Genomic DNA, 25,680 nt, shown 5'->3' on the forward strand with positions numbered 1-25,680 from the left:
CTCGGTTGCTTCCGGGCTGTTGGTATTGTCATGTTCGATGCTTTGGCGCTGGTGTTTCTGCGGAAACACACATGGCTTGAAGCGCCTGCCGGTTTTCTCTTGGGGCCGGTGAGCTATGGAGGCATGTTGGCAGCAACGACTGAGAGTTGGATAAGTGCCCGAATTCGATCTTCCGCCTGTCCATGAGGTCGACCCTGAGTATCCTCTCCGGGAAGACGGCAAGCTGCCCAAACAGTTTGAAGCTGAGCTGGAATTGGTCAGCACCCTGCGCTTGAACGGAGTACTTAACTTCGCGGCCCCTATCCTGGGCGCGGTGGATCCGGAAGGCTGCAAGGTCATTGCCAACGCGATCACCAAGCACGCCGACGAAGTGAAATAGCCCAACGGCACCGGCCATATGGACGAGCAGCAGATACAGCAGATAGTCGACCGGGTCGTCGCGGCGATTGAAGGCTTGAAGCCGGGTCCGGCACAGGACTGGCAGGTTTGGGGCGCCTTTGGTTCCTATGCGACTCTCTTGGCGGCCGTCGTGGCGTTCCTGATCGGTTGGTGGAGCATCAGGCAGAAACGCGAGGCCGATGCCCGGTCGGAGTGGTGGCGCAGGACCCAATGGGCGCTGGAGGCATCCGCGTCAGATAACGATGAGATGTATTCCTACGGGACCGGGATGCTGGATCTTCTTGCCCGAAGCGAGTTGGCTACCCCGAAAGACAAAGAACTCCTGGATGCCGTGTGGGAAGTCACCGACACTGAGATGCAGGACGATAGCATTGAGCAACTCATCAACGAGGCTTCCAAGCTCAACGGCCTTAATGAGGAAGAGAAGGCTATTGTTCGGAGTTTCTATAACGTAGACGACCCTCCTGTTACGGGAGAGAATGAGGACAAGAACCAGTCCAGGAACCAGCGGGAGGAGGCAGATGGCTCCGCAGACAGATAAAGACAGAGCTCGCAAAGAACAGGTGTTCAAGAAATTGCGCCGTGAGATTCTGGCAGCCCGGCTGAAGGTTACCCTGGACGAGCAGTTGAACCGGAAGACTTCACCCGCCCAGAAGCGGCTGTCTGAAATGAAGTTGCCACCGATCACCAGGTCTACCGTCACTCCGATCAAGCGGACACCTAACTACGCAGTCAAGTCACAGAATCAGACCGGCCGGCGAGTAGCCAGCTAAGCCCGAATTCTTCAGTCCATCGGCGGCGGGCCCAGTAATTCATGCTCGCGCCGACGCATGAGCTCGTTAGGCATTCCTCCGAGAACCCGCGTAGACCAGCATCGCGCCAAGGAGCTGTGCCCGCCTGACTGATTCGAGCAAAGCAAAAGGCCCCGGTTCCCATCAAACAATGGGAACCGGGGCCTCGCTATATGGCGGTGACGGTGGGATTTGAACCCACGTTGGCTGTTACACCAAACAACATTTCGAGTGTTGCACCTTCGGCCGCTCGGACACGTCACCAACTGAAATAGGGTACCGGAGTTGGGCCCCGTTCCCCAAAACGGCCGTCGCCGTTGGGACGGATCAAGGGTCAACTTCCGTCCCGCGCACAGCAACGATAGATTCATAAGCATCATGACGATCTCTCAGGACCAAGGCGAACACCGCCCGGACACAGCGCAGGCCTACTGGGTTACGGAATCGGGCCACGGGGAACTCCGTAGGGAAGCCATCGAAGCCCCGCAGGACGGCGAAGCGCTGGTCCGAACGCTGTACTCGGGCGTCAGCCGGGGGACGGAGCGCGTGGTGCACGAGGGTCGCGTTCCGGAGCGGGTTGCGGACCTGATGCACGCGCCCCACCAAGAAGGCGACTTCCCGGGCCCCGTGAAATACGGCTACTTGAACGTTGGCGTCGTGGAGCAAGGCCCGGAGGAATGGCTGGGCAAGACTGTCTTTGCACTCCACCCGCATCAGGATTACTTTGTCCTTCCCGCCAGCCAGCTCACTGCCATCCCGGAGGATGTCCCGGCACGGCGTGCTGTACTGACCGGCATTGTGGAAGTCGCCATCAACGCTATTTGGGAAGCCGGCCCGCGGCTTGGTGATCGTGTTGCCGTCATCGGCGGCGGTTTGGTGGGTGGGGTCCTGGCGACGCTCCTGCGCAAGTATCCGCTGGACCGGTTGGAACTCGTGGACGCCGATCCCGGCAAGGAAGAACTAGCCCGGAAGCTCGGCATCCGGTTCGCAGCCCCAACTGAAGCCATGGACGACTGCGACATCGTCTTCCACTGTTCCGCCTCCAACGAGGGCCTCAAGCTCAGCCTCCAACTGGCCGGTGACGACTCGGACGTGATCGAACTTTCGTGGTTCGCCGACAAGGAAGTCACCCTGCCCCTCGGCGAGGACTTCCATGCCCGTCGGCTCAACATCCGCTCCAGCCAGGTGGGCGCCGTAGCCCTCCCAAGGAGGCACCGGAGGACCAACGGCCAACGCCTGCACGAAGCAGCGAACCAGCTGAGGGACCCGCTCTTCGACACGTTCATCACCAGTGAGTGCACGTTCCAGAACCTGCCCAGCACGCTTGTTAAGTTGTTCGAACGGCCCGGTGGTTTCTGCCACGTGGTCGCCTACCCACAGCCGGAGGAATAAGACATGTTCAGCCTGACCGTCCGACGCCATTTCATGGTCGCCCACAGCCTTCCCAGGGAGGCATTCGGCCCGGCCCAGGGCCTGCACGGTGCCACCTTCGTCGCCGAGGTGACGTTCCGCCGTCGTGAACTTAATGACGATGCGATCGTGCTGGACATCGGCGCCGCCGGCGGCATCCTCGAGGAAATCCTCGCCGACCTGAACTACAAGAACCTGGACGAACACCCGGCGTTCAAGGGCAAGCTCTCCACCACCGAAGCGCTCGCCAAGCACATCGCCGACGTTATGGCAGCCCGCATTAAGGACACCGACGACGGTCCCGCGCTGTCCGGCATCGACGTCGTCCTGCGCGAAAACCCCGACGCCTGGGCGGGCTACTCGCTGGAGCTTCCGGGCAACTAGGCCAGGCACGTGGACATCCGCTTCGTCGTCCCGGGCAACGTCCGGCACGGGTCCGGCGGCAACAAGTACAACGCCGCGCTCGCACAGCACCTGACCGCTCTCGGCGCCCAGGTTGAGACAGTAACCGTCGACGGCGACTGGCCGGTGGGCAGCGAAGCGGACCGGAAACGTTTCGCGCAAGCGCTCGACGGCGGCACAACAGTGATTGCCGACGGATTGGTTGCAAGCGGGGCGCCTGATGAAGTGGCCGCCGCCGTCCTTTCGGGAACCAACACCTGGATCCTGTCGCACATGGCATTGGCGGATCACCCGCAACTTGAGGGAAAGGCGCTTGCTGCGGCCAGCGGCGTGATCTGCCCCAGCGAGCATGCGGCCAGCGAACTGCTTACCAGACACGGGGAACTGGAGATCGTCGTTGCAAGGCCCGGAGTTGAGCCGGGGATCATCGCGGCCGGCTCGGATCCGCTGCGTATCGTGGCTGTGTCAGCGTTGCTGCCCAACAAGCAACAGACAATGCTCGTCGAAGCGCTCAGCCAATTGACGGACCTGCCATGGAACGCGGTGCTGGTTGGTTCGCCGGATGCGGACCCGGCCTACGCAGCAAACGTCCGGGCCGCCGTCGAACATCACGGACTGGAAAACCGGGTGACCTTCACCGGTGAGCTGGGCGGGGAAGCCCTCGAAGACCAGTGGCACATGGCTGACCTCAGTGTGCTGATCTCCACATCCGAGGCGTTCGGCATGGTGGTTGTCGAGTCACTGGCGCATGGAGTTCCGGTGTTGGTAAGGCAGGGGACCGGTGCTGTGGAAGCGTTGGGTGGGAGCGGTGCAGGCGCTGCCTTGGATCTCGACGCCCCCGGGGTCCTGGCCGAAACGCTCAGGACGTGGCTCACTGACGCGGAGGTACGCCGGACGTGGCGGGAAGCGGCCTTGGCAGCCCGTGGGCGGCTTCAGAGCTGGGAGACTACCGCCCGGACCGTTTATAAGGCCATCGAGATGACAGTTAATGCCAATCCCGAGGCCTCCGATTGGCATTAAGTGCCATCTCGCGGGCGAACCGGGCTCAGGGCACCCGGTGAGCGGCAAAAAAATCCCTCAGCAAGGCTGAGCATTCTTCCTCGCGCACACCCGCGTAGACCTCCACCCAGTGGTTCAGGCGGCGTTCACGGAGAATGTCGAACACCGATCCGACGGCCCCGGCCTTCTCATCCCACGCGCCGAATACGACCCGCGGAATCCGGGCCAGGACAATTGCACCGGCGCACATTGCACACGGTTCCAAAGTGACCACGAGCGTGCAATCCTCAAGCCGCCATCCGTCGCCGTCAGCTCCGGATTCAGCAGCCCGCCGGCGCAGTGCGGCGGCCGCCTGCCGGATAGCCACAACCTCCGCGTGCGCGGTCGGGTCCCCGTGCGCCTCCCGTTCGTTTCGCCCGGAACCCAGCACGCCGCCGTCGGGCCCCAGGATGACAGCTCCGATCGGAACATCGTCGGTTTCCAAGGCAAGGCGTGCTTCGTCCAGGGCAAGGCCCATCCATGCCAAGTGATCTGCGTGATACGGCTCGGTAGGGCTCATGCCTCAATGATAGTTTTGGGGGATGCGCACACTCGTCGTGGACCACCCGCTGGTCGCTCACAAGCTCACCGTACTGCGGGACAAGAACACCCCCTCACCGGTCTTCCGGCAGCTCACCGAAGAACTCGTGACCCTCCTGGCCTACGAGGCCACCCGCGAGGTCAAGACCCAACCGGTGGAGATTGAAACCCCGGTCACCAAGACCATCGGCACCGCTTTCACCAAGCCCACGCCACTGGTTGTCCCCATCCTCCGCGCCGGACTGGGCATGCTCGAAGGCATGACCAAGCTGGTCCCGACGGCGGAGGTCGGGTTCCTGGGCATGGCCCGCGACGAGGAAACCCTTGACATCATCACCTACGCGGAGCGCCTCCCCGAGGACCTGACGGGGCGCCAGGTGTTCGTCCTGGATCCCATGCTCGCAACCGGCGGCACCCTGCGCGAGGCCATCAAGTTCCTGTTCAAGCGTGGAGCCTCGGACGTCACGTGCATCTGCCTGCTGGCCGCTCCGGAGGGCCTGGCCAAGCTGGAAGAGGAACTCGCCGACGCCAACGTCAACATTGTTCTGGCTTCGATTGACGAGAAACTCAACGAGAAGTCGTACATCGTTCCTGGTCTCGGCGACGCGGGCGACCGCTTGTACGGGATCGCCGGCTAGGCATAGACCCCTATTACTTTCCGTCGTGCCCCGCTAGCCTGTGGCGCATGGACTGGAAACTTGAACTGGTGTTTGTCCCCGTGTCCGACGTCGATCGCGCGAAGGATTTCTACGTCAACAAGGTCGGTTTCAACGCCGATTACGACGAACGACCTTCCGACGGCGTCCGCTTCGTCCAGCTCACTCCTCCGGGTTCGGCGTGCTCCATCGCCATCGGAGAAGGGTTGTCGGACGCACCCCCAGGCACCGCTCCGAGCCTTCAGATGGTGGTGGCGGACATCAACAAGGCCCATGAACAGCTCAAAGCCAACGGGGTGGACGTCAGCGATGTCGACGTCCAGGACTGGGGCCACTTTGTGTACTTCGCCGACCCCGACGGCAATAAGTGGGCGGTGCAGTACCTCCCTCAGCGGCCCAACGGGTAACCAACGCAGGCTCACTGTGCGGCAGGATGGAACCATGATCCTTCCTGCCGCACAGCCCGGTCCGGGACATTCCCGGCAAACCCTCACCGTTCGCGCCGTCCTCTTCGACATGGACGGAACGCTGGTGGATTCGACGGCCGTAGTAGAGCAGGTCTGGCTGGAGTTCGCAGAACGCTACGGGCTTGACTACACCGAGATCCTGCGGACCTCCCACGGCGTCCAGGCCGGCGACACGGTGCGCCGATACGCCCCGGCGGATGCCGACGTCGTTGCCCTCACCGCCGAACTGGGCGAGATGGAACGCAACCGCACTGACGGCATCATTGCCTTGCCGGGAGCTGAGGCCCTGCTCGAAGCTCTTCCGGACGAGGCCATCGCATTGGTCACTTCGGTCGACCGCATCCTCGCCGATATCCGCATGCAGGCCGCCGGACTCGCCATGCCTTCGACGGCGGTTACCGCCGAAGCCGTTACGCGCGGCAAGCCGCATCCGCAGGGATACCTCAAAGCCGCGGCCTTGCTCGGTGCCGAACCGGCCGACGTCGTGGTTTTCGAGGACGCACCCGCAGGCATTGCCGCAGCAAGGGCCGCCGGGATGCGGACAGTGGTTGTGGGCCAGGCCGCCGCGCACCAAGCGGATCTGGAACCCGGCATGTGGCGGATTCCCGACTACTCGGCGGTGACCGTGGAGACCGTGAGGCACGACGACGGCGGCCACGTCATCACGCTGACGTTCTAGCCCTGTTCCACCCGGCCGGGCGGGAGTAGGCTGTGCGCATGTCTGCGTTGCCGGAGGCATACGGTGCTGCATTGGAGCGTGCCATGGTGCACGCCACCAATTGGCTCGCGTCGGTGCCCACCCGTTCAGTCCGCCCACAGTCCGACGCCGACCAGGTCGCCGCAAGCATCCTGCCGCGGCTCCCCGACGAACCTGCTGATGCCGCCGCCGTCGTTGATGAGCTGGCTGCACTGGCCGAACCGGGACTGATGGCCATCCAGTCCGGACGTTTCTACGGCTGGGTCATGGGCGGCACCTTGCCGGCTGCCATGGCGGCGGATTGGCTTGTCTCCGCGTGGGACCAAAACGCGGGCCTGCGCTTTGCCACCCCGGCGGCGGCAGCGATCGAGGAGTCTGCGGCCGATTGGTTGCTTGACCTTCTGCACTTGCCCGCCACCTCCGACGTCGGCTTCACCACGGGGGCCACTACCGCCAACTTCGTCGGGCTTGCCGCGGGAAGGCAGCACCTGATGGACGAGGCCGGCTGGGACCTGGAAGGCCTCGGCCTGTCCGGGGCGCCGAGGATCACGGTGTTCGCGGGGCGGGAGCGGCACGCTGCGGTGGACCTCGCTTTGAGGTATCTGGGCCTGGGGACATGTGTTCCCGTGGACGCAGACAGGGAAGGCCGGATCCTGCCCGACGCGCTCGATGACGCCATGGGAGAGCAACCCGGCCCGGCGATCGTATGCCTCCAGGCCGGCAACCTGCACTCGGGCGCCTTCGATCCCATGGCTGACTCCATCGGAGTGGCCCGCGACCGTGGTGCGTGGGTCCACGTGGACGGCGCCTTTGGTTTATGGGCGGCTGCGAGCCCGAAACTGCGGGAACGCCTGGCAGGTGTGGAGCTCGCCGATTCCTGGGCCACCGATGCCCATAAGACACTCAACGTTCCCTACGATTGCGGCCTGGCAATCGTGGCCCGCCCCGAAGCCATGAGGCGTGCCTTCAGCGTTCATACGAGTTACCTGATAGCGACGGATGCCGGGCCGGGGGACCCTTTCGAGAAAGTTCCGGAGATGTCCCGCCGCGCCCGCGGTATTCCGGTGTGGGCTGCCCTGCGCCAATTGGGCCGGAACGGTGTCATCGACATGGTGGAGCGGTTGGCCGAGAACGCGCGGGCGCTCGCTGACGGCCTATCCTCGATCCCCGGGGTGGAAGTGCTCAATGACGTGGTGTTCACGCAGGTATCGGTGAGTTTCGGGAGCGACGAACGGACGCGCAGGATCACCCAGCGGCTCATGGCAGAAGGCGCCGTGTGGATGTCAGGGTCTTCCTGGCAGGGCCGGAACATCCTGCGGATCTCCGTCAGCAACTGGTCCACGGACGACGCCGATGTGGCGGCGTCGGTGGAAGCAGTCCGGCGTGCGGTGGAGCAGGAACCCGAAGCCTAGTTAAACGCCAACGCCGCCCCCGGTTCCGCCATCCGCTCCTGTAGGTACTGGTGCGTGTGGCGGCAACGGGAGCGGCTTCTCAGGCAACGTCCGGGTTTAGTACCAGTTGTTGGCCAAGTGGAATGCCAAGGCTGCGGACGGCGAACCGTAGCGTTCCTTGATGTAGTTCAGGCCCCACTTGATCTGGGTCTGGTAGTTGGTCTGCCAGTCAGCACCGGCGGAAGCCATCTTGCCGGCCGGCAGCGACTGGACAATGCCGTAAGCACCGCTGGAAGCGTTGGTGGCAGTGGTGCGCCAGTTCGATTCCTTTTCCCAGAGCGTGTTCAGGGCGGTCATTTCACCCGGACCCCAGCCGTAGTTGGCCAGGATGCTGGCAGCGTAGGCCTTTGCGGCGGCAGGATCATCAATGGCCTTGGGGGCTGCAGCGGCGGCAGCAGCTTCTGCGGCAGCCTTGTCCGCAGCGGCCTTGGCGGCGGCGTCGGCTGCAGCCTTCTCTGCTGCTGCCTGGGCAGCAGCAGCCTGCTCGGCGGCGGCCTTGTCAGCTGCGGCCTTTTCTGCGGCAGCCTTCTCCGCAGCAGCCTTTTCGGCGGCGGCCTTGGCAGCTGCGGCCTTTTCAGCAGCGGCGCGCTTTGCGGCCTCAGCCTGGGCGGCGGCTTCAGCGGCAGCGTTCTCGCGGGTCTGCGGGTCCACCTGGACCGAAGCCTGGGTCTGTGCTGCCTGGCTCATCTCCGGAAGGTTGAACGTGGCGTTTGCGGCCTGCCCGAGCGATGCAACGCCCAGCGCGGCTGCGACGACGCCGGCTGCTACCGACATGCGGTGGCCGGTCCTACCCTGGCGGGCAGCGTTCTTCAGGACATTCTGCGACTTGGTCAGGGGAGCGTTGTTTTCGTCACGGTGACGCGCCTCATGGCGCGACTGATCCTTGAATTCAGACATGTGTGATTACCTCTCAGCGCCTGCGGAGTTAGCTGTCGGGTTCGGATGAGGTCATCCGGCCGCGCGTGTAGCTGCGGCTTCACCCCAAGGGCCGGCGCAATGCCTGGCCCGGAGACTCTGGGTCCCCCGTCTCTGCCTCGAAATCAGAACGGAACTCCGGGAAGTGGCAGAGCTCGGCGCATCCCGGGTGTGGGCCAAGGTTGGGGCGACCCACTCGTTCGACGGTACAGGAGGTTCAAGCGAAAGTCACATTTAGGTAACAGAGATCACGACGCCGGTGCGTCGCCTTGCCGGATTCGCCGCGGTGGGGATGTGCCCCAAGGAAGGGCGGGGCAGGATGCGCCACGGCGCCGCGACAATCGGGGGCACTGAGGCTGCGCGGGGGTTCGCAGGTGGCGTTCGGAGCTTTTAGCAGATTGGGAGCCTGAATATCGAGCCTGGCGTCCACTTCGATTGGACAGCATCCGTTTCAGATCGTGAGATTCCGCTGGTCGGGCGCTCGCGGGAATCCAGAGGGGCATCATGCCCCTTTGGTCGAAGAAAGTTCAGTCAGAACGCAATATTTCTGTCCTTAACCGAACAAAACCGCATTCATTTTTGCGATCCGCTGAATTGTGATTTGCGGCACAATACTCGCGCTTATCTCAGAATGTGGACGTTTCCGCCCTTTGTTACTTGCGTGTTGTCATTGTTACGTTGCACACTTCCAATGTGAACAAGAACTCAACAGCACCTGCAGCCGCAGCAATCTTCTCCAGCACACCCGCTGGCGACGAGTCCCGCTGTTGTCGAATGCAAGCCTAACTTCCCACCCCAGAAAAGTTTCAGGCATTCGCCCCCTAGCCCACCGTTGGGCGCCCCTCCCCAAATTCATTGCGGGGACACCAGCATTCGAAGCCGCGATGACGGCTATTCACTTTTGAGGTAAGCACTCCATGTCAGTTGCATCCGGATACGTCCACATCTCCGTCCGTAACGCCAACAAGGCCGCTTCCAACGCCGGCCTCCGCCCCGGTTTCGGTAACCGCCCCGGTTACGCACCCGGTACCCAGGCTGCTGCCCAGCAGGCTCCGGGCTACGTTCCCCAGGGCTACAACCCGAACTCCTACGGACAGTTGCGCGCCGTGCCTGCCGCTACCGAGCCCGCCGCCATGACGGCACCCACTCCGGTGGTGGCCCAGTCCGAGCGTCTCCGGCCCGTGGCCAATGACAACGTAGCCCGCGGATTCGTGCTCTACATGGGCATTGACGAAGAGACCGCAGCTGCTGCCGGGACCTCCATTGCCAAGCTGGCCCAGGAAATCCGTGCTTACGCCCAGTCGCTCGTGACCGGCGCGGAAAGCTATGCCGCCGTCGCCGTTGCTCCCGCCAGCGCACCCGGGTCCGCACTCGACGTCGTACGTTCCACATTCGGTGACCCCACCGTGGCCGCACGCCAGCGCACCGAAGCCGCACGTCCTGCGCCCCAGCAGGAAGCGCGCCCGTCCGGCGTGCTCATCGACCTCGCCCGCCGCGAAGTCCACCTCGACGGCGAATCGCTGAACCTGACGTTCAAGGAATTCGAACTCCTCAACTACCTCGTGGAGAACGGCACCCGCACGGTGGGCCGTGACGAGCTCCTCGAAGGCCTGTGGCGGAACGCCGAGGAAGTCCCCAACGAGCGCACCATCGACGTCCACATCCGTCGTCTCCGCTCCAAGCTGGGCCGCCTCGCCAACACCGTCCGCACGGTCCGCGGCCAGGGCTACCGTTTCTACGAGCACCCCGAGGTCATTGTCTGGGCCGCTCCGGAATACTCGATCTGATCCTGTGACTGCCGAAAGGCGGCACATCCCTCTGCGCCTGCGCTCACTCGAGCAACCACTGCGCTGACGGAATGTGCCGCCTTTCGTTTTGTCTGGTCAGTGAGTATCTGCCTGGCGCGGCTATAAGGTATTTGGATGAGCGACCACCACCTGAGACGGCTTGTGATCATGCGCCACGCCAAGGCGGACTGGCCCGTGGGTGTGCCCGACCATGAACGCCCCCTCGAGGAACGCGGGCACCGCGAAGCCCCGTTGGCCGGAAAATGGTTGTTGAAGCACAAGGTGGTCCCTGACTTCATCCTGTGTTCCTCGGCCCTCCGGACGCGCCAGACGTGCACATGGATCTGCGATGAACTGGGCGAAAAAGCTCCTACGCCCAAGCTCGAGAACGGGCTGTACGCAGCCTCGGCCACAGAGATGCTCGCGGTCATCAACCACGTACCGGACACAGTTACTACGTTGATGGTGATCTCCCACATGCCGGGCGTGCAGGACCTTGCCATGCGGCTGGCTTCCCGGGACTCGGACCACGACGCCTACATGGATGCCGCCACCCGCTACCCGACCAGCGCCTTGACCGTGCTGGAGACGGAGAAGCCTTGGGCTGAGCTCGACGGGCAAGACGCGCGTTTGATCCACTTCAAGGTGCCGCGCCACTAACCCCCCGCCTCTTACCTCAACTGGCTGGCATTAGGGGTTGTTCCCAGCGCTTTTGGCAACCACTAATGCGAGTCAGTCGGGACCGCGGGGAGTTCTTCAGCGGCGGCCACCTCCCGGAGAAGGCGAACCGTGTGGCGGATGTTGGGACTCGCTGCCATGGTCTTGCGGTACACGATCCCTACGGCGCGCTGCTGCACGGGATTCACTACCGGGACGGCAACAACCCCTGCCGGAAGCGGCGGCCTGCCCAGCCGGGGGACCAGCGCCACGGCCACCGACTGTTCCACCATGGCGATGTGCGTCGAAAAGTCGGGATCGTAGACGCGAATATCCGGCACGCGGCCCAATCCAGCGAAGATCTGCAGCAAGGCCTCGTTACAGATGGCTCCCGCCGGCGTGCTCACCCACGTTTCGTCCAACAGGTCAAGGCGTTCGACGGCGGTCCTCGCCGCCAGCGGATGGCTGACGTTGAGCAGGGCGTCGGCCTGGTCGAGGCACAGGTCTTCGTGGGCCATGTTCTCCGGGATCACGAGTGGCACTGAGTTCCAGTTGTGGACTACCGCGAGCTCGGCTTCGCCGGTTGCAACGCGTTGGATGGCCTCGCGCGGGTCCTCGGCGAGCACGCTGACCTCCAGCTCGGAATCGGTAGTCGCGATCCGTCCCAGCATGGGCCCCACCAGGCCGCGGCAGGCTGTGGAGAAGGCCACCAGCCGGAGTGTGCCCGACGGCTTCTCCGGATCTGCCAGCAGGGTTGCCTGCAATTCCTCGAGCTCGCCCAGAATGCGCCGACCGTATCCGGCCAGGGCAACACCACGTTCGGTGAGGAGTACCCCGCGCCCGTTGCGCTCGAGCACGGCGACTCCGGCCTGCTTCTCAAGTTTCTTGATCTGCTGCGAAACGGCGGACGGGCTGTAACCCATCGCCTCTGATGCGGCCACCACGGACCCGTGCTGATCGACCGCAACCAAGGCCCGGAGCGTGGAGATATCGATCATGAAGCAAATCTACATTGTCGCGTACCGAATTCAACGCTGGTGCTTCATTGAAATGAACGTAAGAGTGGACTTGTGAACCTTCGTCATTCCGTGCTCGCAGTGCTCGTTGCCGTGCTGTGGGGCATCAACTTCGTTGCCATTGACCTCGGCCTGCACCCCGACGGCCGGGACGTTCCCCCGTTGTTGTTCGTGGCCTTTCGTTTCCTGTTGGTGGTGTTTCCCTGCATCTTCTTCATCCGCAAACCTGATGTGGGCTGGAAGGCCATTCTCGGCGTCGGGCTCTTTATGAGCGCAGGGCAGTTCGGGCTGCTGTACCTGGGCATGGCGCTGGGCATGCCGGCGGGGCTGGCTTCGCTTGTCCTTCAGGCGCAGGTGCTTTTCACTATCCTGCTTGCCGGACGGTTCCTGGGTGAGCGGCCGACGCGGAGGCAGATGGTGGGCGTGGTCCTGGGCATTGCCGGCTTGGGCGTAGTGGCTTTGGGTCGGAGTGCCGTGGCCCCGGTGCTGCCGCTCATGATCGTGCTGGCCGCCGCCTTGTCCTGGGCAGTTGGAAACGTGGTGGCCCGGCACTCAAAAGCCACATCCGGCCTGGGCTTGGTGGTATGGTCCGGAGCCGTGGTTCCCCTGCCGATGGTGGTTTTGTCCCTTGCGGTGGACGGTCCGGAGGCGGTGCTGGAAACCATTGTTGACCTGCAACCGGCAACCATCCTGAGCGCGGTGTATACGGCCGCCTTCGCATCCCTAATTGGTTACGGGATCTGGAACCGGCTGCTGACGCTCTACCCAAGTTCCGACGTCGTGCCGTTCACGCTGCTGGTTCCGGTGGTGGGGATGACCGCCGCGTGGCTGGTGCTGAGCGAGGTCCCGACCGCCGCCGAGATCCTGGGCGGCCTGGTCCTGCTCCTCGGCGTGGCGACGGCAGTGCTGAGTGTGCCCCGCAAACGATCCGTTGTCAGGTCCGGTGAACGCCTCAAGATTCCGCGGTAGGGCGCAGGGCGGGCCTTGCAGCTAGCGCTTGGTGGCAGGCTTGCGCTGGGTGGAAGCGTTCGACGCCGGCCGCTTGGCAGGCGTCGTTGGCTTGCGGGGAGCGGGGCGCTTGACTTGGGTGGCCGGGCGCGGGGTGGGATTTCGCTGGGCCGGTGGCGGGCTTGGTTTCCGCCGGGCCGGTGTCCGCTTGGTAACAGGGGCCGGCCGCTTGGCAGGAGCAGGAGCAGCCGTTCGCGAGCCAAATGACGGCATCACGGCGCCGAGGAACAGGACCGCCACGGTTCCCACGCCTGCAACGGCAGCGAGGTAGAAGTAAATGTCCGGGTCCTGGCTGCTGACGGCACTGCCCATGGCGTTGGAATCCTGGTTGAATGCCAGCCCCCACATCCGGAGGAAGGCTATGCCGAATCCGACGAACAACGTGGTGCCCACCGCGGCCAGAAGGACAACCAGGTAGCGGCGTCGGTTGAAGACCTGGACCAGTGAGGCCAGATAACAAGTGAGGACGGCGCCAAGGAAGAGGTAAAGAACCACTTCTTCAAGGACCACTGCGGCCAACACCAAGAGCCCCAAGGAGACGAAAGCAGCTACGATCGCGAGCTTTCCACTGTTCCCCATGTGACGCATGGGGTTAATCATCGCCGACCAAGCCGCCACGCCACGCCGTCGTAGATTGCAGTTCTGTACCGTTCAGCGGAACCGGGGTGTCTGCGGGCTAAACGGCAGGGCTACTTGATCACGTACCCGTGCATGATGGTCATCACGGCGGCCACGCTTTGCCCGCGGGTGCGTTCCGGGTTGTAGGTTTGCCGGTCGAGTCCCACCACAAAGATGGCACCGAGGATGGCCGCTTCCAGGCTTCCCCGGGCAATGCTCTGGTCAACGGGATAGTCGCCCGCCACGTGGTCTACGGCCGACCCGATCACGGCCAGCAACTCACCCCGGAGTTCGGCAAACACCGCGCTCCACTCACCGGGAGCGCGCCAGTTCTCGCTGACCCACAGCCGTGCGAAGGAAGGATAGTCGTCCATGAACTCCATGGCCTGCTCCACCATGTTCGTCATGGCGTCCAAGGGGTCCGCGACCTGCCCTTCGATGGCCTGGAGGCGTCCGAGCATGATGTCCACGCCGTGGCGCAGGAGCTGGGCGATCAAGTCCGACTTGCTGCCGAAGTTGTAATAGACCGTTCCCTTGGAGACTCCGGCTGCGGCCGCAATCTCGTCGACGGTCACGCCGGCTGCTCCGCGCTCGCCGATGAGTTCCATCGAGGCCTCGAACAGGCGCTGCTTGGTGGCGTTGGTGCGCTCGGGACGCAGCTTCTTTCCGGTGGCACCCGTGACGCCGGCAGCCCGGACGCCGGCAGCCCGGACGCCGGCAGCCCGGACGCCGGCAGCCCGGACGCCGGCAGCCCGGACGCCGGCAGCCCGGACGCCGGCAGCCCGGACGTCGGCAGCCTCAGCGGTGGCAGCACGGGCCCGTGCGGCCTCTGGGGTGCTCATACGGCGATCTCCGGCTTCAACGTCTTGAGGGTCCACGTCTTATGTTTGCGGACTGCAAGGGTGGACAGTACTGCTCCCAGCACAGTGTAGCCAAGCAGGCCCAGTACCGTTGGCCAGATCATGGTCAGTTCGCCACCGTAGATCAGGTGCCGCATACCGGTGACCACGTAACCCATCGGCAGGACTTCATGGACTACGTGCAGCGGCATTGGCGTGGTTTGCCAAGGGAACGTGCCGCCCGAGGAAACCAACTGGAGGACCAGCAGGATCAGCACCACGAACTTGCCCGGCGTACCCAGGAAGGCCACGATTCCTTGGATGATCGCGCTGAATGCCATCGCCGCGGCCAGCATGAACAGCCACGTGCCCACGGGGTGTGCCGGGTTCAGCCCCAGGCCCAGGTCCACAACGAGCGTCAGGACGGTGGCCTGCAGGACGGAGACGGCGAAGAACGGCAGCCAGCCGCCGACGGCGATTTTCCATGAGCGTGCATTGGATGCCAGTGCCCGTTGGGTGATGGGCCGCATGGCCTGAACAAGCATGAACACGCCGATCCACAGGGCCAGGGTGAGGAAGAACGGTGCCAGGCCCGCGCCATAGGAGCTCGCCTTGGCCTGGAAGATGTTGTCCACCGCCACGGGGTCGGCGATCACCTTGGAAACGTTGCTCTTCTGTTCGTCATTGGGGTTCGGAATGTCGCCCGCGCCCTTGGACAGTTCAGAGGCCAGGGTGCCGGCGCCATCGGATGCCGTCACTGCTCCGGTGGCGAGTTGTCCGGCGCCGTCGTCCAGCCGGTGTGCGCCGCCGTCGAGCTTGGTGGCTCCCTCCAACGCGGCCTGTTGGCCGCTTGCCAAGGTGGATGCACCGCTGCTGAGCTGGTCCGCGCCGGCGGAGGCCTTGCCGATGGCGTCCGTCAGCGCAGGCGTTGCTGCGGCGAGTTTCGCGGCCCCGGCACTCACTGCGGCTGAGCCGTCGGAGAGCTGCTGGATCTTGGCCGCGTCATCGGCGATCTTCGTCCTGGCGTCCGACACCGGGCCGGAAGCCGCTGCCGCGTCGAACTCCGCCAGGACCTTGGCTGCCTGTTCCGGCGTCAGAACACCTGCCGCGACCAGCTTGGAGTTGGCCTCCACGACGCGGTTTCGCATGCCCTTGTCCGCTGCGTCCAACTGCCCGACGACGTCCTGCACCTTCGCGTTCAGCTGCGCATTTCCGGCGGCTACTTGGGCGGCCCCGTCGGCAAGTTTGCGCGAATCGGCCGGCAGCGTGGCGGTCTTGTCCTGCAATTCGTTGAGCCCGGAACTGAGCTGGCCGGCTCCGGTGTTGAGCTGATTGGCGCCGTCACGGAGTTTCGTCTGGCCGCCAACCAGCTGGTCGGCGCCGGTAGCCAACTCCGTGGTGCCGGCGTGAAGGGTTGCAGCGCCATCACGGAGTTTGCCGACGCCGACAGCGAGCTCCCCGGCGCCGTCGGCGGCTTTGACGATGGAGGCGTGGATGGTGCCGAAGCCCGTGAGGAGTTGGTTGGCTGTTTCCTCGCCTACTTCCTTGGCCACGGTGGAGTGCACCGCGGTGGTGAGTTTGTCCACGATGGTGCTGAGGAGGTAGTTGTTCGCGTCATTGGTGGTGACGTGGAGCATGGCCTGATCGGCGGCGTCGAAGCTGCCCGGAGAGGCGAGGTTCGCGGAGAAGTCCTCGGGGATCCGCAACGCGAAGGCGTATTTGCCGGTCTTGACCCCGGCGTCCGCCTCCTCGGCGTTGGCGACTTGTTTCCAGTTGAAGACGTGCCCGTCCACCAGGTTGTCTGCCACTTTCTTGCCGGCCTGCAGTTCCGCGCCGTCCTGTGATGTGGCGCCCTTGTCTTCCACAACCAAGGCAGCGTCGATCCGGTCCAGGTTTCCGTACGGATCCCAGTTCGCGTAGAGGTACACGGCTCCGTACAGCAGGGGAACCATGGTGAGGGCGAGGATGGTCAGCTTGGGCAGGAGCCCGCCGGTCATGCGCTTGAGTTCGGAGCGGGCGAGCCGCAGAACAGTCACGGTGCAGTCCTTTGGAGGTGGTGGGTTGGAACAGGTTCGGTGCTTTCGGGTGTCGGCTCTGCCTCCGGTTCGGCCGGGCGCCGGACCGAGTTGCCGATCACCGCTGCGGGGCCTGTCCAGTTGTCCGGAAGGGCTGAAACGATCCCGACGACGGCGAGCGGCCGCCCGGCGTCGGAGGCCAACGCCTGAAGTCGAGGCAACCACGCGGCGGGGTCGGCACTATGGCGGTCTGGTGAGTCGACCACCAGGAGGTCCACGGCGGGATCAGCCAGTGCGAGGGCGGTCAGTAGTTCCAAGCGGCGGCCGGGCGGCAGCTGTTCAATCCAGAGTCCGGCAATGTCCTCGAACCGGTTGACCTTCAGCCATGGCTTGCTGAGCAATGCGCCGCGGTAACGGCGCGGGATGAGCGCCAGGTCCTCGGTGACCAGGTCACGGACGCTGAGGTGCTGTTCCGGTTCGTTGACGCCGAGGGAGTCCACCAAGGCGCTGGCGGCCCGGATCTTCCTGGTCTTTGGCTGGTTGTCCCAGCTCAGCGTCCCGCTGCCCGGCTTCATCCGGCCGCTGAGGGCCAGCGCCAGGGCGGTCCGTTGTTCCTGTCCTTGGCCGGAAACCAGGAGGAGTTCGCCGCGCTTGGCTTCGAGGGATGTTGGCGGGAGGAGATCGGTTCGCCGGCCGTTGATGTGAAGTTGCTGTGCAGACAGCACGGGCAGGGCCTTTCGGAGTAACGATGTCTGAGTCGAGTCTAACTAAACTGACCGGTCAGTTCAAATAGCAAGCTCTCACAACCGGACGGCTCCCGGCGTAGGCTTCTCCCATGACTGCCGAAAATTCCCGCGAATTCGACGTAATCGTGATCGGCGCGGGCGCCGTCGGAGAGAACGTCGCGGACCGTGTGGTGCAAGGCGGCTTGTCTGCCGTGGTGATCGAAGCCGAGCTCGTGGGCGGTGAGTGTTCGTACTGGGCCTGCGTCCCTTCCAAAGCCCTCCTCCGTCCCGGCAGCGCCTTGCACGCAGCCCAGCTGATCCCCGGCGCAACCGAGGCCATTACGGGAGTCCTGGATGCTGAAGCAGCCCTCAAACACCGGGACTGGTTCACCAACAACTGGCAGGACGGCAGCCAGGTGGAATGGCTTGAGAGCACGGGCATTGAGCTCATCCGGGGACGGGGACGAATTACCGGGCCCCGCGAAGTCCAAGTCGATGGCCTGGACGGTAACAGCTACGCGCTCAAGGCCCACCACGCCGTGGTCATCGCTACGGGTTCCAGCCCCACGGTCCCCGACGTGGAAGGATTGTCCGACGTTCCGTTCTGGACCACCCGGGGAGCCACCGCAGCCAAGAAGATACCCAGGCGGCTCGCCGTCCTCGGCGGGGGAGTGGCCGGAGTCGAGCTGGCCCAGGCCTTTGCCCGGCTGGGCTCCATGGTCACGCTCATCGCCCGGAGCCGCTTGCTCGGCAGCTACCCGGAGGAAGCCGCCGCACTGGTCCTCGCCGGGCTCAGGGCGGACGGCGTGGCAGTGCACCTGCACACCGACGTCGACAAGGTGGAAGAGGACGACGACGGGTCACTGACCATCACGTTCGACGGAAGTACCGTGAGCGCAGACGAACTCCTGGTTGCTTCCGGGAGGCACCCCGCATTGGCAAACCTCGGCCTGGAAAATGTGGGCCTCGCCGCCGACGGCGGGAAGCTCACACTGACCACGGACGTCAGCGGGCTGGTGGACGGCCCGGCAAGCGACGGCACCAGCGGCTACTGGCTCTACGCTGTGGGCGACGCTGCCGGGAAGGCCTTGCTGACTCATCAGGGAAAGTACGCGGCCCGCGCCACCGGAGACGCAATCGTCGCACGGGCCAAGGGCAAGCTGCATGGCACGCCCAAGCCTTGGAGCCCTTGGGCCCAAACCGCCAACCACCACGCTGTACCGAGCGTCGTGTTCACGGACCCCGAAGTTGCCTCCGTAGGCCCGAGCCTTGAGCAGGCTCTTCTGGACGGAAAGAACGTCACGGGTGTCGAATTACCCATCAACGTCTCCGGATCGCAGCTCTACTCGCCCGACTACAAAGGCTGGGCGCAGATCGTCGTCGATGAGGACCGCCGGGTCATTCTGGGCGCAACCTTCGCGGGTCCCGGGGTAGCTGAACTCCTCCACGCCGCGACCATCGCGATTGTGGGCGAGGTACCCCTTGACCGCCTCTGGCACGCCGTCCCGGCCTTCCCCACCCTGAGCGAAGTGTGGCTTCGCTTGCTGGAGAAGTACGGGCTCTAAGCTGCGACCGCAAAAATTTGCTGCATCATTCCCGTCTGAACCCTCGTATCCCCTATAACTACGGGGTTGCGGGAAGGGCATGCGGCTAATGATTGAGCAAATTTTGGTGCTACGCGTGCATCGCACCCTTGAACCAGCCCGTAATGGACGCCGGGTGGGTGATGGCCGTGCCGGCCACTACTGCGAAGGCGCCGGCATCGAGGGCCTGCCGGGCATGGGCGGGTGTATGGATGCGGCCCTCGGCGATGAGCGGTTTGCCCAGGTTCGCCGAAGCGATTTCCGCCAGCAACGCCAGGTCCGGCCCATCGGTCTTGGGGCGCTCGCCGGAGTACCCGGCGAGGGTGGTTCCGATGAGGTCTGCACCGCCTTGGACGGCAGCGGCCGCGTCGTCGAACGAGCCGCAGTCGGCCATCACCAAGGCATGGGATTCGGCATGGATACCGGCAATGGTCTCTGCCAGGGACAGGCCGTCCGGCCGGGCACGCCGAGTCCCGTCAATGGCCACCACATGCGCGCCGGCATTCGCCACGGCAAGGGCATGACGGAGGGTGGGTGTGATGAAGACGCCGTCGTGGCCGTCTTTCCAGAGTCCGATCACCGGCACCTCGACGGCGGCGCGGGTGAACTGCACGTCCGCCAACCCTTGGACGCGGACGGCCGCAGCACCGCCAATGACTGCGGAAGCCGCCACCTGGCCGGTGGTGCGGGGATCACGCATGGGCTCGCCGGGGTACGCCTGGCAGGAAACAATCAGCTGGGAACGGAGGGCCTCGAGGCCTTCGGCGGTGAGGATCATGGTCCCTTCCTTACTTAAGAACGAGTTTCGCAGCGCCGACGATCGCCGCCGTATTACCCAAGGTGGCGCGAACTACCGGTACGGAAGCCAAAGGGGCCAGGAGTTCCTGGCGCAGGGCGGTCTCCATGGGCTTCCACCAAAGCTCCCCGGCGTCGGCAAGGCCGCCGGACACCACCACGACTTCAGGGTCAAGGATATTGATGAGGCCGCCCAGGGCTTGCCCGGCGGCTTTGGCACCGAGCCCGACGGCGGCACGGGCGGCGACCACGGCACCGGGAGCGGCGCCGGCAGTGGCAGCGACGCCGCTCACGGTGCGGTGGTTTCCCTGGGCGATCGCGAACACACCACGGGTATCGGCGGCCTCCGACGCCAGACCACCGAACCGGAGGTAGGCCGCGTGGATGGCGGGCCCGGAAGCGACGGCTTCCACGTGCCCGAAACCACCGCACACGCAGGGCAGCGGATTTCCGTCCACTACGGCGTAGGGGGACGCGAAGTGCCCCACATGGCCGCCAACAAAACGGTGTCCCAGGAACGGCGAGCCGTTCAGGACAAAGCTGCCGCCCACGCCTGTACCGAAGGCGACCATGAGGGAACTGTCGGTGCCTGCGGCTGCACCCAGCCATGCCTCGCCGAGGGCGTGCGCATGGACGTCGTTGACGGCCCGGACCGGAAGTCCCACACGGGCGGAGAGCCCTGCAACAAGCTTCGTTCCGGTCCAGCCCAGGATGGCATCCGTTGCGGAGACCACTGTCCCGGCCGCGGCGTCGATGACTCCCGCGGAGCCGACGCCGACGCCGGACGCTGTCAGTCCGGCGTCGGCAGCGCGCTCAACCAAGCCCGAAACCAGCGCTGCGGTGGCATCCAGGATTGCTTCGCCACCGGTCCGGTTCAGCGTCGGAATGGTCCCCGACATCAGTACCTCCCCCGACTCTGAGACAACCCCGGCGGCGGTTTTGGTACCGCCGAGGTCAACGCCGATCACGTGGGTCATGGAAGCGGTCATCGAACCGGTCATTGAGGACTAGACCAGCCCGTTGCGTTCCAGGATGGCGCGGATCGCGGCGGTCTCTGCGTCGTTCAGGGTCAGCATGGGCTGGCTCATGGTGTTGGACTCGATGATGCCCATCACCTGCAGGGCGGTCTTGAAAGCGCCCAGGCCCGCAGCGCCGCCGGAAACGCGGCCGTTGGGGGTGTAGACGATCTCGAACACATCGGCCAGACGGTCTTGTTCCCGCGCGGCCAGGGCCCAGTCTCCAGCCTGTGCGGCATCGAAGAGGCGGCGGTAGCCGGCCGGATCAACGTTGCCGAGGCCGGGAACAACGCCCTGTGCGCCGCCGAGGAGTGCGCCGTCCACCACCACTTCGTGTCCGGTGAAGATATCGAAATTGGGGATGTCCTTGGCCTGCAGCAGCAGTTGGCGGAAGGAGACGTCGTCGCCGGAGGAGTCCTTGACGCCGGCAATCACGCCGTCGCGGCCAAGCCGGACCAGGAGGTCGGTGGGCAGCTTGAAGTGGGTGCGGACGGGCACGTCGTAGGCGAAGATCGGCTTGTCGATGGCCGCGTGGATGCTGCGGAAATGGGTTTCGGTCTCCGCGACGTTGCCGATCGCGTAGTACATGGACGTGACAACGATCGCGTCGGCGCCGAGGTCCACTACCTTCCGGGCTTCCTCGATGACGCGGTTGGTGGTCTGCTCGTTGGCACCCACAATCAGGGGAACCGCACCTGCGTTGGCTTCGGCGATGGTGGTGACCACCAGTTCGCGCTCGGCGTTGGTCAGGTAGGGGACCTCGCCGGAGGAGCCCAGGACGAAGAGCCCGGCCACACCGCCGTCGATCAGGTGCTTGGTGACGTTCTTCAGCGAGTCGGTGTCGACGCTGCCGTCGGCGTGGCGGGGGGTGATGACCGGGGGAATGACGCCCTGGAACTGAGTGGACACAGAAATCTCCGTTGGTTGTAACTTGTGAGGGGAAAAACTAGATGTGGAGCAGGCTCGGCGCGGCGCCCAGCAGCTTTTTGGTGTAGTCGTTGCTCGGGTTGTCGAACACCTGCGCGGCGGTTCCTTGTTCGACGATCTTGCCGAAGTACATGACGCAGATCCGGTCCGAGACATAGCGGACGGTCTGGATGTCGTGGGAAATGAACACCATGCCCAGGTTCAACTGCGTCTTCAGGTCGGAGAGCAGGTTCAACACCTGTGCACGCACGGACACATCGAGCGCGGAGGTCGGTTCATCGGCCACGATGATGTCCGGGTCCAGGGCCAGTGCGCGGGCGATCGCCACACGCTGGCGCTGGCCGCCGGAAACCTGCGACGGCGTCACTTCGGCTGCCGATTGCGGCAGGCCAACCAGCGCCAGCAGTTCCTTGACCTTTGCCGCACGACTGGACGCGGTGCCGATGCCGTGGACCTGCAGGGGATCGGTGAGGATGTCCTGGATGGTCATGCGCGGGTTCAGCGCCGTTGCCGGGTCCTGGAAAACCACGGACACGGAACGGCCGAACTCCTTGCGCATGGCCGCGTTGCGCTTGATGGCCGGCTTCCCGTGGAACAGGACCTTGCCCGACGTCGGGGGCTGGAGTCCGACCAGCACGGAGGCAAGCGTCGACTTGCCGCAGCCGGACTCACCGACGATGCCCACGGTCTCGCCGCGGCTGATGGTGAAGTCCACGCCGTCCACTGCCTTGACGATGTTCGGCCTGAACAACCCGCCGGTCCGCGCATGGTGGTAGACCTTGACGTCCTTGAGCTCGATCACGGGCTTCGAATCCCGGCGAAGTGATTCGCTCACTTTGCGTCCTCCTTCAAGTGGCTGGCCCAGTAGTGGTCCGTGTCCTCACCGTTCGCCGAAGCGACGGGCGTGAGGACCAGCTTTTGGTGCGGGTCGGCGTCGGGCCTGAGCGAGCGGGCGGCGAAACGGTCACCGGTTGCGAAGTCGCGTGGCGACGGTACGGTTCCCGGGATCTGGTGCAACCTGGCGGCGTCGGCCTCGATGGACAGCACCGCACCCAGCAGGCCACGGGTGTATTCGTGCTTCGGGTTCTGCAGGAGCTCCGACGCCTGCGCGGACTCCACCACCTGGCCGGCGTACATAACCGTGATGCGGTGGGCGAGGGAAGCGACCAAAGCGAGGTCGTGGCTGACAAACACCATGGCGAAGCCCAATTGCTCGCGCAACTCGTTGAGCAGGTCCACTACCTGTTTCTGGACGGTGACGTCCAAGGCTGTCGTGGGCTCGTCGGCCACCACGATCTTGGGCGAACGGGACAGGGCCATGGCGATCAGCACGCGCTGTCGCTGGCCGCCCGAGAGCTCGTGCGGGTAGCTGGCCAAGGTGCGGACGGGATCCAGCTTCACCATTTCCAGCAGCTCGGTCGGAGTCTTGCGGCCTCCGCGCTTGGTGAGCTGTTCCATCTGCTCCTTGATCTTCATGGACGGGTTCAGGGAGCTGAGGGCGTCCTGGTAGACCATGGCGATCTGTTCACCGCGCAGTCCGACGTAGGCCTTCGGATCGCTGTGCCCGGTCTTCGGATCCAGCAGTTCCTTGCCGTCGAACTTGATGGAACCACTGATGTGGGCGGTTTTCGGCAGGAGGCCCATGACCGCGAGCGAGGTGATGGATTTGCCGCAGCCGGACTCACCGACCAGCCCCATCGTCTCGCCCTCACGGACAGTGAAGGAGACGTTGTCCACGATCGCGGTGTCGCCGAAGCGGCCGGGGAAACGGATGGACAGGTCCTTGACCTCGAGGACGTTGCGTGCGCCTGCCGGCACCTGCGGGAGGCGGTCGGTGCGCTTCGCTTCGATCGAGGCGAGGAGTTCAAGTTCGCGGTCCAGCAGGAGGTGCGGATTGACGACGGCGGTCCGTACGTCGGTGAGCACGGCCGACTTGCCGAACTCGTCGGTGACGCCGTCACCGGATGCGGCCCGGACGGCGTCGAGCTCGTGTTCTTCAACCACGGACGGCTGGGCCGGGGAGGTGGCTACCTCGGTGTCCACGGCAGTTGCGACGGCGGCGGTGGAACCGTCGTCGTCCTTGACCGCCGGAGCCTTGCGAAGCTTGGGGTTGACCATTGCGTCGGTGAGGCCCTCGGCCAGGATGTTGAGGGAAAGGACCGTGAGCAGGATCGTCAGGCCGGCGAACGTGGTGGCCCACCATCCGCCGGAAAGCACCAGGTTGCGGCCGTAGGAGATCACGTTGCCCCAGGATGGAGCGGGGTCCTGCACGCCGGCGCCGAGGAAGGACAGCGACGCTTCCAGGATGATGGCATCGGCCACCATCACCGTGGCGAACACCAGCACGGGAGCGGCGGTGTTGCGGACGATGTGCTTGACCAGGATGTAGAAGCGGCCGGCCCCGATTACCCGTTCGGCGCGGACGTAGTCTTCGCCGTACTGGGCCAGGACGTTGGCACGGACAACGCGAGCCAGTTGCGGGGTGTAGATGATGGCGATCGCGATGATGATGGTGGGGACCGAGTTACCGAAGGCGGCCAGCAGCACGGCGGCAAGGGCGATGCCCGGGAACGCCATGAGGATGTCCATGATCCGCATGATGACCTCGTTGACGGCCTTGCTGGAGGTCGCGGCGAGCGAGCCGAGAAGGGCGCCCACCAGGATGGCCAGGCCGACGGCGCCGAGGCCGATCATGAGCGACGACTGCGCACCGAAGAGCAGGCGGGAGAAGATGTCGCGGCCCAGCCGGTCGGTGCCGAAGAAGTGTTCCGCACCCGGGGGAGTGGCCGGAATGAACGTCTCCAGCGGATCGTGCGGGGCGAGTACCGGCGCGAAGACGGCGGCGACGGCGATCACTATGAGGAAGAGCAGGGCGATACGGGAGCCCCAGGGCAGGGCCTTGAAACGAATGCCCGGGGCACTTAGCCGTTCTGCGAGCTTGCTGCGCATGAGCTATACCGTCCTGATTCGGGGGTTGATGAGCAGGTAGAGAAGGTCCACCACGATGTTCACCAGAACGAACGTGACAGAGATGGTGAGCACCACGCCTTGGACGAGGTTGACGTCAAGGTTGGTGATGCCGTTGAGGATCAACTGGCCCATGCCGGGCAGGGCGAAGATCATTTCAATCACGACGGCGCCACCCAGCAGGTAGCCCACGCGCAGTCCCAGCACGGTCACCGGGGTGACGAGCGCGTTGCGCAGCACGTTCCTGGAGACTACCTCGCGGTAGGGGACACCGTTGCCGATCGCGGTGCGGACGTAGTCCCGGTCCAGTTCCTCCACCATGGAGGTCCGGACCACGCGGATCAGTGAGGCAGAGACCGGGATGCCGAGCGCGAGGGCCGGAAGGGCCATCGAGTTGAGCCACCCGCCGAAGCCGGATTCCGGCGTCGCAATACCGCCCGAAGGGAACATCGGGTTGTTGCCGAGCGCGAACCACTGGATCAGGAGGATGCCGAGCCAGAAGGACGGGGTAGCGATCGCGGCGATGGAGAACACGCGGACCAGCTGGTCCTGCCACTTGTCGCGGTAGAGGGCGCCAAGGATGCCGAAGACCAGCGAAACCACGATCGCGATCAGCACGCCAAGGAACGTCAACTGCAGTGTCAGGGGAAAGGCCGAGCCGATCATGGAGGCCACGGACTTCGCCGGCGGGGTGGTGACGCCGAGGTCGAACTGCAGGAGTTTGCCGAGGAATCGGAAGTACTGCAGGAACAGGGGGTCGTTGAGGCCGTTTTCCTGGCGGTACTGTTGCTTCGCTTCTTCGCTGGCACCATCGCCGAGGGCCGAGCTTGCCTGGTCGCCGGGAGCGGCCTGCAGGACGAGGAAGACGAGCAACGTGATGCCCAGGATCATCAATGGCAATGCTGCAAGTCTGCGGCCAAGCAGACGCAATATCGTGACCAATTTATTCTCCGGTTGGTAG

27 protein-coding genes, 1 tRNA gene and 1 riboswitch are annotated in these 25,680 nt (G+C 64.6%); of the genes, 14 read left to right on the forward strand and 14 right to left on the reverse strand.

What is annotated here, in order from left to right; genetic code table 11:
- The first annotated feature begins 154 nt into the window (after nt 1-154).
- From RI444_RS03620 to RI444_RS03630, 3 genes are read left to right on the forward strand one after another with little or no spacing between them, the layout of a single operon-like run.
- A complete protein-coding gene (locus RI444_RS03620; protein WP_062095206.1) occupies nt 155-379 on the forward strand; it encodes a hypothetical protein in 225 nt (74 codons plus the stop codon).
- Between the two features lie 18 nt (nt 380-397).
- On the forward strand, nt 398-940 hold the full coding sequence (locus RI444_RS03625) for a hypothetical protein (protein WP_062095208.1): 543 nt from the start codon (nt 398-400) through the stop codon (nt 938-940).
- On the forward strand, nt 921-1,172 hold the full coding sequence (locus RI444_RS03630) for a hypothetical protein (protein ID WP_128397191.1): 252 nt from the start codon (nt 921-923) through the stop codon (nt 1,170-1,172). Before RI444_RS03625 ends, RI444_RS03630 begins: the two co-directional genes overlap by 20 nt.
- A 192-nt stretch (nt 1,173-1,364) precedes the next feature.
- Here the strand turns inward: RI444_RS03630 and RI444_RS03635 are convergent.
- Nucleotides 1,365-1,454: transfer RNA gene (locus tag RI444_RS03635), tRNA-Ser, on the reverse strand.
- A 114-nt stretch (nt 1,455-1,568) separates the two neighbouring features.
- On the opposite strand from RI444_RS03635, the gene RI444_RS03640 reads away from it, so the two are divergent.
- From RI444_RS03640 to RI444_RS03650, 3 genes are read left to right on the forward strand one after another with little or no spacing between them, the layout of a single operon-like run.
- Nucleotides 1,569-2,582, forward strand: a complete 1,014-nt coding sequence (locus tag RI444_RS03640) for a zinc-dependent alcohol dehydrogenase (RefSeq protein WP_062095212.1) — start codon at nt 1,569-1,571, stop codon at nt 2,580-2,582.
- Nucleotides 2,583-2,585: 3 nt separating this feature from the next.
- Nucleotides 2,586-2,984 (forward strand): 6-pyruvoyl trahydropterin synthase family protein, encoded by a 399-nt coding sequence (locus RI444_RS03645; RefSeq protein WP_069694670.1) that lies wholly within the window; start codon nt 2,586-2,588, stop codon nt 2,982-2,984.
- A gap of 9 nt (nt 2,985-2,993) precedes the next feature.
- On the forward strand, nt 2,994-4,022 hold the full coding sequence (locus RI444_RS03650; RefSeq protein ID WP_083261933.1) for a glycosyltransferase family 4 protein: 1,029 nt from the start codon (nt 2,994-2,996) through the stop codon (nt 4,020-4,022).
- 25 nt (nt 4,023-4,047) lie between these two features.
- Here RI444_RS03650 and RI444_RS03655 read toward each other — a convergent pair whose 3' ends face one another.
- The gene (locus RI444_RS03655) at nt 4,048-4,560 is read right to left on the reverse strand and encodes a nucleoside deaminase (RefSeq protein ID WP_062095215.1); all 513 of its coding nucleotides are present in this window, start codon (nt 4,558-4,560) and stop codon (nt 4,048-4,050) included.
- Nucleotides 4,561-4,582: 22 nt separating this feature from the next.
- On the opposite strand from RI444_RS03655, the gene upp reads away from it, so the two are divergent.
- Genes upp through RI444_RS03675 form a run of 4 tightly spaced genes read left to right on the forward strand, consistent with a single transcriptional unit; the run spans nt 4,583 to nt 7,812 of the window.
- Nucleotides 4,583-5,218, forward strand: a complete 636-nt coding sequence (upp, locus tag RI444_RS03660) for a uracil phosphoribosyltransferase (RefSeq protein ID WP_021474806.1) — start codon at nt 4,583-4,585, stop codon at nt 5,216-5,218.
- Nucleotides 5,219-5,265: 47 nt separating this feature from the next.
- Complete coding sequence (locus RI444_RS03665) at nt 5,266-5,643, forward strand: VOC family protein (RefSeq protein ID WP_021474805.1); 378 nt, start codon at nt 5,266-5,268, stop codon at nt 5,641-5,643.
- A gap of 34 nt (nt 5,644-5,677) precedes the next feature.
- On the forward strand, nt 5,678-6,382 hold the full coding sequence (locus RI444_RS03670) for an HAD-IA family hydrolase (protein ID WP_207605111.1): 705 nt from the start codon (nt 5,678-5,680) through the stop codon (nt 6,380-6,382).
- Nucleotides 6,383-6,420: 38 nt separating this feature from the next.
- Nucleotides 6,421-7,812, forward strand: coding sequence for a pyridoxal phosphate-dependent decarboxylase family protein (locus tag RI444_RS03675; RefSeq protein WP_069694672.1), 1,392 nt, complete (start codon nt 6,421-6,423; stop codon nt 7,810-7,812).
- 96 nt (nt 7,813-7,908) lie between these two features.
- Here RI444_RS03675 and RI444_RS03680 read toward each other — a convergent pair whose 3' ends face one another.
- Complete coding sequence (locus tag RI444_RS03680; protein WP_062095222.1) at nt 7,909-8,748, reverse strand: hypothetical protein; 840 nt, start codon at nt 8,746-8,748, stop codon at nt 7,909-7,911.
- A gap of 5 nt (nt 8,749-8,753) precedes the next feature.
- Nucleotides 8,754-8,907: riboswitch (cyclic di-AMP (ydaO/yuaA leader) on the reverse strand.
- A 776-nt stretch (nt 8,908-9,683) separates the two neighbouring features.
- Here RI444_RS03680 and RI444_RS03685 point away from each other — a divergent pair.
- Together RI444_RS03685 and RI444_RS03690 are read left to right on the forward strand one after the other, a co-directional pair.
- Nucleotides 9,684-10,553, forward strand: a complete 870-nt coding sequence (locus RI444_RS03685; RefSeq protein ID WP_021474557.1) for a winged helix-turn-helix domain-containing protein — start codon at nt 9,684-9,686, stop codon at nt 10,551-10,553.
- A 135-nt stretch (nt 10,554-10,688) separates the two neighbouring features.
- Nucleotides 10,689-11,213, forward strand: coding sequence for a SixA phosphatase family protein (locus tag RI444_RS03690; RefSeq protein WP_062095224.1), 525 nt, complete (start codon nt 10,689-10,691; stop codon nt 11,211-11,213).
- A gap of 62 nt (nt 11,214-11,275) precedes the next feature.
- On the opposite strand, the gene RI444_RS03695 is transcribed toward RI444_RS03690, so the two are convergent.
- Nucleotides 11,276-12,208, reverse strand: coding sequence for a LysR family transcriptional regulator (locus RI444_RS03695; protein WP_207605110.1), 933 nt, complete (start codon nt 12,206-12,208; stop codon nt 11,276-11,278).
- 72 nt (nt 12,209-12,280) lie between these two features.
- Here RI444_RS03695 and RI444_RS03700 point away from each other — a divergent pair, with 72 nt between their 5' ends.
- Nucleotides 12,281-13,195, forward strand: coding sequence for an EamA family transporter (locus RI444_RS03700; RefSeq protein ID WP_069694673.1), 915 nt, complete (start codon nt 12,281-12,283; stop codon nt 13,193-13,195).
- A gap of 21 nt (nt 13,196-13,216) precedes the next feature.
- Here RI444_RS03700 and RI444_RS03705 read toward each other — a convergent pair whose 3' ends face one another.
- The 4 genes from RI444_RS03705 to RI444_RS03720 all read right to left on the reverse strand — a co-directional run bounded on the left by RI444_RS03705 (nt 13,217) and on the right by RI444_RS03720 (nt 17,431).
- The gene (locus RI444_RS03705; RefSeq protein ID WP_242703146.1) at nt 13,217-13,813 is read right to left on the reverse strand and encodes a hypothetical protein; all 597 of its coding nucleotides are present in this window, start codon (nt 13,811-13,813) and stop codon (nt 13,217-13,219) included.
- Between the two features lie 110 nt (nt 13,814-13,923).
- Nucleotides 13,924-14,694 (reverse strand): TetR/AcrR family transcriptional regulator, encoded by a 771-nt coding sequence (locus RI444_RS03710; protein WP_207605108.1) that lies wholly within the window; start codon nt 14,692-14,694, stop codon nt 13,924-13,926.
- Nucleotides 14,691-16,727: a YhgE/Pip domain-containing protein gene (locus RI444_RS03715; protein ID WP_207605107.1), complete on the reverse strand. Its 2,037-nt coding sequence runs from the start codon at nt 16,725-16,727 to the stop codon at nt 14,691-14,693. Before RI444_RS03715 ends, RI444_RS03710 begins: the two co-directional genes overlap by 4 nt.
- Nucleotides 16,724-17,431 carry an ABC transporter ATP-binding protein gene (locus tag RI444_RS03720; RefSeq protein WP_069694676.1) on the reverse strand — a complete coding sequence of 236 codons (708 nt, stop codon included), beginning with the start codon at nt 17,429-17,431 and terminating at the stop codon, nt 16,724-16,726. Before RI444_RS03720 ends, RI444_RS03715 begins: the two co-directional genes overlap by 4 nt.
- A gap of 110 nt (nt 17,432-17,541) precedes the next feature.
- Here RI444_RS03720 and RI444_RS03725 point away from each other — a divergent pair, with 110 nt between their 5' ends.
- Nucleotides 17,542-18,996: a dihydrolipoyl dehydrogenase family protein gene (locus RI444_RS03725; RefSeq protein WP_062095236.1), complete on the forward strand. Its 1,455-nt coding sequence runs from the start codon at nt 17,542-17,544 to the stop codon at nt 18,994-18,996.
- A gap of 109 nt (nt 18,997-19,105) precedes the next feature.
- Here RI444_RS03725 and RI444_RS03730 read toward each other — a convergent pair whose 3' ends face one another.
- From RI444_RS03730 to RI444_RS03755, 6 genes are read right to left on the reverse strand one after another with little or no spacing between them, the layout of a single operon-like run.
- Nucleotides 19,106-19,792: an N-acetylmannosamine-6-phosphate 2-epimerase gene (locus tag RI444_RS03730; RefSeq protein ID WP_062095238.1), complete on the reverse strand. Its 687-nt coding sequence runs from the start codon at nt 19,790-19,792 to the stop codon at nt 19,106-19,108.
- Nucleotides 19,793-19,802: 10 nt separating this feature from the next.
- Nucleotides 19,803-20,786 carry an ROK family protein gene (locus RI444_RS03735; RefSeq protein WP_207605957.1) on the reverse strand — a complete coding sequence of 328 codons (984 nt, stop codon included), beginning with the start codon at nt 20,784-20,786 and terminating at the stop codon, nt 19,803-19,805.
- A 30-nt stretch (nt 20,787-20,816) separates the two neighbouring features.
- Nucleotides 20,817-21,734 (reverse strand): dihydrodipicolinate synthase family protein, encoded by a 918-nt coding sequence (locus tag RI444_RS03740; protein WP_062095244.1) that lies wholly within the window; start codon nt 21,732-21,734, stop codon nt 20,817-20,819.
- A gap of 37 nt (nt 21,735-21,771) precedes the next feature.
- Nucleotides 21,772-22,587, reverse strand: coding sequence for an ABC transporter ATP-binding protein (locus tag RI444_RS03745; RefSeq protein ID WP_062095246.1), 816 nt, complete (start codon nt 22,585-22,587; stop codon nt 21,772-21,774).
- Nucleotides 22,584-24,701, reverse strand: a complete 2,118-nt coding sequence (locus RI444_RS03750) for a dipeptide/oligopeptide/nickel ABC transporter permease/ATP-binding protein (RefSeq protein ID WP_179014443.1) — start codon at nt 24,699-24,701, stop codon at nt 22,584-22,586. The genes RI444_RS03745 and RI444_RS03750 overlap by 4 nt, the downstream gene beginning before the upstream one ends.
- Before the next feature lie 3 nt (nt 24,702-24,704).
- Nucleotides 24,705-25,610, reverse strand: a complete 906-nt coding sequence (locus RI444_RS03755) for an ABC transporter permease (protein WP_021474543.1) — start codon at nt 25,608-25,610, stop codon at nt 24,705-24,707.
- Nucleotides 25,611-25,680 lie beyond the last annotated feature (70 nt).

This window comes from Paenarthrobacter sp. AT5 (assembly GCF_032764245.1).
Taxonomy (GTDB): domain Bacteria; phylum Actinomycetota; class Actinomycetes; order Actinomycetales; family Micrococcaceae; genus Arthrobacter; species Arthrobacter ureafaciens.

Excerpts from the sequence above, each read along its gene's own strand:
- RI444_RS03670 (WP_207605111.1), top strand. The coding sequence starts at position 5,678 with ATGATCCTTCCTGCCGCACAGCCCGGTCCGGGACATTCCCGGCAAACC.
- RI444_RS03625 (WP_062095208.1), top strand. The coding sequence starts at position 398 with ATGGACGAGCAGCAGATACAGCAGATAGTCGACCGGGTCGTCGCGGCG.
- RI444_RS03750 (WP_179014443.1), bottom strand. The coding sequence starts at position 24,701 with ATGCGCAGCAAGCTCGCAGAACGGCTAAGTGCCCCGGGCATTCGTTTC.
- RI444_RS03655 (WP_062095215.1), bottom strand. The coding sequence starts at position 4,560 with ATGAGCCCTACCGAGCCGTATCACGCAGATCACTTGGCATGGATGGGC.
- RI444_RS03710 (WP_207605108.1), bottom strand. The coding sequence starts at position 14,694 with ATGAGCACCCCAGAGGCCGCACGGGCCCGTGCTGCCACCGCTGAGGCT.
- RI444_RS03645 (WP_069694670.1), top strand. The coding sequence starts at position 2,586 with ATGTTCAGCCTGACCGTCCGACGCCATTTCATGGTCGCCCACAGCCTT.
- RI444_RS03705 (WP_242703146.1), bottom strand. The coding sequence starts at position 13,813 with ATGGGGAACAGTGGAAAGCTCGCGATCGTAGCTGCTTTCGTCTCCTTG.
- RI444_RS03690 (WP_062095224.1), top strand. The coding sequence starts at position 10,689 with ATGAGCGACCACCACCTGAGACGGCTTGTGATCATGCGCCACGCCAAG.
- RI444_RS03640 (WP_062095212.1), top strand. The coding sequence starts at position 1,569 with ATGACGATCTCTCAGGACCAAGGCGAACACCGCCCGGACACAGCGCAG.
- RI444_RS03695 (WP_207605110.1), bottom strand. The coding sequence starts at position 12,208 with ATGATCGATATCTCCACGCTCCGGGCCTTGGTTGCGGTCGATCAGCAC.
- RI444_RS03730 (WP_062095238.1), bottom strand. The coding sequence starts at position 19,792 with ATGATCCTCACCGCCGAAGGCCTCGAGGCCCTCCGTTCCCAGCTGATT.
- RI444_RS03735 (WP_207605957.1), bottom strand. The coding sequence starts at position 20,786 with ATGACCCACGTGATCGGCGTTGACCTCGGCGGTACCAAAACCGCCGCC.
- upp (WP_021474806.1), top strand. The coding sequence starts at position 4,583 with ATGCGCACACTCGTCGTGGACCACCCGCTGGTCGCTCACAAGCTCACC.
- RI444_RS03685 (WP_021474557.1), top strand. The coding sequence starts at position 9,684 with ATGTCAGTTGCATCCGGATACGTCCACATCTCCGTCCGTAACGCCAAC.
- RI444_RS03675 (WP_069694672.1), top strand. The coding sequence starts at position 6,421 with ATGTCTGCGTTGCCGGAGGCATACGGTGCTGCATTGGAGCGTGCCATG.
- RI444_RS03680 (WP_062095222.1), bottom strand. The coding sequence starts at position 8,748 with ATGTCTGAATTCAAGGATCAGTCGCGCCATGAGGCGCGTCACCGTGAC.
- RI444_RS03755 (WP_021474543.1), bottom strand. The coding sequence starts at position 25,610 with ATGATCCTGGGCATCACGTTGCTCGTCTTCCTCGTCCTGCAGGCCGCT.
- RI444_RS03665 (WP_021474805.1), top strand. The coding sequence starts at position 5,266 with ATGGACTGGAAACTTGAACTGGTGTTTGTCCCCGTGTCCGACGTCGAT.
- RI444_RS03630 (WP_128397191.1), top strand. The coding sequence starts at position 921 with ATGGCTCCGCAGACAGATAAAGACAGAGCTCGCAAAGAACAGGTGTTC.
- RI444_RS03725 (WP_062095236.1), top strand. The coding sequence starts at position 17,542 with ATGACTGCCGAAAATTCCCGCGAATTCGACGTAATCGTGATCGGCGCG.